We start from the raw sequence: 4,787 nt of genomic DNA, 5'->3' as shown, positions 1-4,787 counted from the left end.
TATCTAGCGTCAATTAACTTGGCCGGTTCCGCGTCAATTATCTTGGCCGGTTGATACCGAATTTTATTTACTCTTATTGAGCGCTGTTTTGCGTCGGTAGCTGTCACCTTCACAATGAATAATCGTGGCATGATGAACCAAACGATCGATTGCCGCGACTGTCATCGTTGAATCTTCAAATAGTTCATCCCATTGCTCAAATGATTTGTTTGATGTGATGATCATGCTGTGTCGCTCATAGCGATGGGCTATCAATTCAAACAGCACGCTCGTTTCCTGTTCAGTTTTTCGAACGTAACCAACGTCATCAACGATTAATAAGCTGTATTTATCGAGCTTTACAAGTTCGTCTTGCAAGCGTAAATGTCGCTTTGCTTGCTGGAGTTGTTGAACAATCGCTGACGCGGCAACGAACTTAACTTTATGGCCCTGCTCGATAAGGCCATAACCGATGCTACTGGCGATATGCGTTTTACCAAGACCACTGGCGCCAAATAACAATATATTGCCACCGTGCTTCAACCAATCCGGCTGATTTATTAAATCAGCAACAAGGGGCTTACTAACCCCATCAACAAGGGTAAAGTCGAAGCTGCTAAGGTGTTTACCCATTGGCAATTTTGCATCTTTTAAAAGCCGCTGAAGGCGTTTGTCATCGCGTGTCGCAAGTTCAACATGGCACAGCTCAGACAAGTATTGCTGCGGGCTCCATTGTTCTTCCATCGCTTTTTTTCCCAGGGTATTCCACTGTTGAAGCATGGTGCTAAGCTTTAATTGTTTCAGCATTAAAGGTAACGAGGCCGTGAAGTTATCCATGTAGACCTCCCGGTATCATGCTGCTATAAGCGCTCAAGCTGTGTTGCTTTATTTTTATTGTGGGTATGTTTGATGCAATCACTAAAAATTGCGCTTCACATTCTCGGATGGCCGGTAATTGTCGCTGAGTAATTGACACTGCTACAAATCGTCCTAATTGACGTTCACACCCACTTTGTTTTGCTAAATGGAGCAGTTTTACCATGTAATAGCTCGCTTCATCCGCTAAAAGATGAGTATTAACGTATTCCCAAATAGCTTTGTAATTGTCGCTTGGGAGTAAGTCGTCACGTAGTTGTGAGTAGCGAAATGCCAATGGTTTTTTAACCAATGCGTCAATAACATGCAAGTAACTAATATTGCGTGCACGGCACCCTTTAGAAGCATAGACACGCGCTAACGTTTGAACTAAATCGCTGCCATAGCGCAGCTCTAAGCGGTTGTCATATAAACGAACAAGTAATCGGCTACCAATAAGGCGTGACGGGACGCTATAGGTAACACGTTTCAATGAAATAGTACTCGTACGTGACACCGTTAGATAATGCTCGGTGTAATTGACGCTCATCGTCCGTGGTAAAGCGTGTAATTGTCGCTGCTCTACTGCGTACTTATCACTTACACGGCGATTACGGCGAGCAACAATGTCTGCAACAAACGATTCATAGACTTCTCTTGTCTGAAAGTCATAACTACCACGGATTTTTAATGCTTGCTCCAGTTGCGATTTAAGATGCCCATGAGGGCTCTCAATAGCCCCATTTTCATGCGCAATACCGCGGTTATTACGGGTCGCTTTAAAGCCATAATGGATAACTAGCTCATTAAAGCGCTCTGTAAAATCATTATCATTAGTATGATTACGATAGGCGGCACTGAGACTGTCTGTACGCACTTCTTTAGGCACACCGCCGGCTGCTTTAAATGCGTTTTGCACACCATCAGAAAAAGCAGCAAAGCTTTCACCGCNCTGGCGGGCATACGATAATGAAACAACATATGCTTAAGGGGTTCACTAGCAATGGTAACGGGTGACTTCACATGTGTGAAATCACATATACCTAATAGGCCATACTCGTGTGTTTGCAGGAATACGACCTCTTTGCTTGAGCCATACAGTGCCCGCCATTTATGAATTCGACGCTCTAATGTACGCCGTGAGCTCGGGTTAAATTTGTCGGTGTGAAACTCGCAAAGATGATCAAAAATTCCCACTGGAGTTAACGTAGCATCACCTTGAAGTAGAGGGACAACAATACTGTCCCAGATAGATTCAAGTGGATCTATACGTGTTCGCCATTGGCGTTTATTAGACAATGGCTGCTCATCCAGTTTATCAATGCGCCTTGCTGAACGTTCAGAAATACCTGCTTTCGCAGCCGCGATAACTTGGCTATTACGCTTTCTATGTTTCATATAAATAGTGACCTGCTGATCAGTGATTCGTGTTCCCGGCACAGTGAACTCCTCCGTTCTGCTGTACCGAACCTTATCAGATCAACCGGCCAAGATAATTGTCGCTAGACCGGCCACCGTAATTGTCGCTTAATAGAATACCTGTTTTTCTAGGGCACCTAATAAATTTCCAATAGTATTATCCCGATAGAAGCGTTTAAAAGCATCAGCACTAAAATACCTTTCTCTTTGAATTTCTAAATTAATTTCAAAATCACTATGTCCATCTAAATCTTTAAAGTGTGTATATTCAATTTGATCATACTCACTGTAAGCCATTAATATCTGTTGAATATATGTTGATTCTTCATTTTGAATCTCAGTGGGCACAACTCCATCTGGAGCAGGAAGCATCTCACCTCCAAACCACTCCACAAGAATATTTTTAAACTTTTTATCCAACACAATTGTGTCGATGTCTACAATGTATATTGAATTAAAGTCATATGATTGAATAAATTTTAGTAATTTATGGTCTAAGGGAACTAAGGATTTTTTACAATATTTATCCCAGTTTTTAATAAGCTCTTCTTTAAAAGTTTCAGGATTAAAGATATATGCTTCTAAATTACGATTTACTCCTTTGGGAGCAACAAAGTAATAATTTTTAGGTATTGAAAATTTTTTAAGAAAAGAAAAATATAAAATCTTGCCAATTTCTAACATTCCTTGTTCAGTAGGTAAGGCCTTATTATATTGTTTGCATTGGTAATTATCCCAATCCCCCTCGTGTTTCGACTCGGAGTAAAAACCCACCACGTCTCTTCCCATATCTCCTGCACCTGCAAAGCGTTTGGCCAAGTGATACTTTGTTTTTTGTTGTTCAGCCCATTCACGAACTAACTTCTCTAACTTCACATCATCTAAAGCTAGAATTTGCCTCTCATAATCAATCATTAGTTCCATTAGCCTTAAATTGTCCATTTTAAATTTTTAAAGATAAACTTAAATACAAAATTTAGAATGGGTGCCTTGTTAATTTTTGTTTTAACAAAAAACCTGACAGTCGATAACACTCTGATTAAATTTGCTTGTTAAAAATGTTCATGACCATTTACTAAATCAATTAATAATAAATCTAAAAGATTTGATAACCATATTATTTCATTTTCTTCTTTACTCAACGCTGTCAGCCTAAAACTAGAATCTATTTTTTCTGCATGTACAGACTTATTACGAACAAAGTACATGTACTTAATGCATAGCGTGAATCGCCCCGAGTTCATCGGAGACCAGTTTGTTTAAGTCAGGCCACTTTACCTGACTCGTTTAAATTATCATAGTAGTCTGTTTCATATTGAGCTGGTGAAATATACCCAATTGAAGATAATAAGCGTTGATTATTAAACCAATTGACCCACTCTAACGTTGCGTATTCAACAGCATCAACATTCTTCCACGGGCCATTTCTGCGAATAATCTCTGTTTTAAATAATCCATTTATTGTTTCAGCCAATGCATTGTCATAAGAGTCACCCACACTGCCTACAGACGCTTGAATTCCAGCTTCAGCAAGTCGCTCAGTGTATCGTATAGACAAATATTGGCTGCCTCTGTCGCTGTGGTGAATTAACCCTTCGGGGTTGCCACGATGCCAAATAGCTTGCTCTAACGCATCAAGAATAAGCTCTGTGTGCATTGTCGTTGATACACGCCAACCTACAATGTATCGTGAAAAAACATCTATCACGAAAGCGACATAAACAAACCCACTCCATGTGGCAACATAGGTGATGTCAGCTACCCAAAGTTGATTTGGCTGCTCAGCAGTAAATTGACGATTAACTAAATCAAGTGGCTTATCTTGTTGCTCGTCAGGTATCGTTGTCTTATGTGCTTTACCCCGACGAACACCTTGAATTCCCATAACTCGCATCAATCGTTCGACTGTACAGCGGGCGACTTGATGGTCGTCAAGCTGTAGCTGCTTCCATATTTTTCTTGCACCATAAACTGACATATTATCCTCCCACACTTCGCGAATGAGTATTATCAGCTCAGCATCACGCTTTTTGCGGTTAGACAGTCGCTCAGGCTCTCTTTGTATCTGTTTATGAGAATAATACGTTGATGGTGCAATCGGCAATTCCTTGCAAATTGACTCGACACCGTAATGCTCTCTGCAAGCATCAATAAAATCCACTATTACTTCTGTTTGCGGTCGAGCTCCGCTTGGGCGAAAAAAGCGGCAGCTTGCCTCAGGATATCATTCGTTCGCTTGAGCTCTTTATTCTCGCGCTCTAAGACGGCAAGGCGTTCTTCAGTTGATTGCGTATTAGAAGAGGGTTTAGACGGTTGAGCTTGAGATTTCTTGACCCATGCTCTAAGTGTTTCTGGGGTACATCCCAGTTTATCTGAAATCGATACTAGCGCAGCCCAAAGAGAAGGGTATTCATGCTGTTGTGTGGTAACAAGCCTAATTGCACGTTCACGAAATTCTGATGTATAGCGATTTGATTTTTTCATAGTTCCAGTTTCTCAAGTTATTGAGTCTCTGGCAAACACGGGGCGATTCA

General features: G+C 40.9%; 4 protein-coding genes, 1 pseudogene and 1 other annotated feature. All 5 genes and pseudogenes read right to left on the bottom strand.

Translation table 11 applies throughout. The features are described 5' to 3' along the window. Positions 1 to 63: 63 nt before the first annotated feature. Entirely contained in the window at positions 64 to 816 is a 753-nt protein-coding gene (gene istB, locus L652_RS0118665) for an IS21-like element helper ATPase IstB (RefSeq protein WP_008108712.1), read from the bottom strand. Further along, positions 809 to 2,274: pseudogene (locus L652_RS01000000124125) on the bottom strand (IS21 family transposase). The gene istB and the pseudogene L652_RS01000000124125 overlap by 8 nt, the downstream one beginning before the upstream one ends. Before the next feature lie 87 nt (positions 2,275 to 2,361). After that, entirely contained in the window at positions 2,362 to 3,168 is an 807-nt protein-coding gene (locus tag L652_RS0118655) for an ABC-three component system protein (protein ID WP_139015409.1), read from the bottom strand. Positions 3,169 to 3,305: 137 nt separating this feature from the next. Next, the gene (locus L652_RS1000000125005; RefSeq protein ID WP_139015408.1) at positions 3,306 to 3,497 is read right to left on the bottom strand and encodes a hypothetical protein; all 192 of its coding nucleotides are present in this window, start codon (positions 3,495 to 3,497) and stop codon (positions 3,306 to 3,308) included. 20 nt (positions 3,498 to 3,517) lie between these two features. Further along, positions 3,518 to 4,737, bottom strand: a protein-coding gene (locus L652_RS0118645) for an IS3 family transposase (RefSeq protein ID WP_223230517.1) whose coding sequence is annotated in 2 segments (ribosomal slippage) — positions 3,518 to 4,449 and positions 4,449 to 4,737 — 1,221 coding nt in all. Because the reading frame shifts where the segments join, the coding sequence is not laid out codon by codon here. Further along, positions 4,343 to 4,459 (bottom strand) — a sequence feature (AL1L pseudoknot). It overlaps the preceding gene by 117 nt. Positions 4,738 to 4,787: the final 50 nt, after the last annotated feature.

The sequence above is a fragment of the Pseudoalteromonas sp. TB25 genome (genome assembly GCF_000497995.1).
GTDB lineage: Bacteria > Pseudomonadota > Gammaproteobacteria > Enterobacterales > Alteromonadaceae > Pseudoalteromonas > Pseudoalteromonas distincta.
This window is presented reverse-complemented; position numbering and strand designations above follow the sequence as displayed.

What these genes read in the sequence shown, in the direction of transcription:
- L652_RS0118655 (WP_139015409.1), bottom strand. Translation starts at nt 3,168, where the DNA reads ATGATTGATTATGAGAGGCAAATTCTAGCTTTAGATGATGTGAAGTTA.
- L652_RS1000000125005 (WP_139015408.1), bottom strand. Translation starts at nt 3,497, where the DNA reads ATGAACTCGGGGCGATTCACGCTATGCATTAAGTACATGTACTTTGTT.
- istB (WP_008108712.1), bottom strand. Translation starts at nt 816, where the DNA reads ATGGATAACTTCACGGCCTCGTTACCTTTAATGCTGAAACAATTAAAG.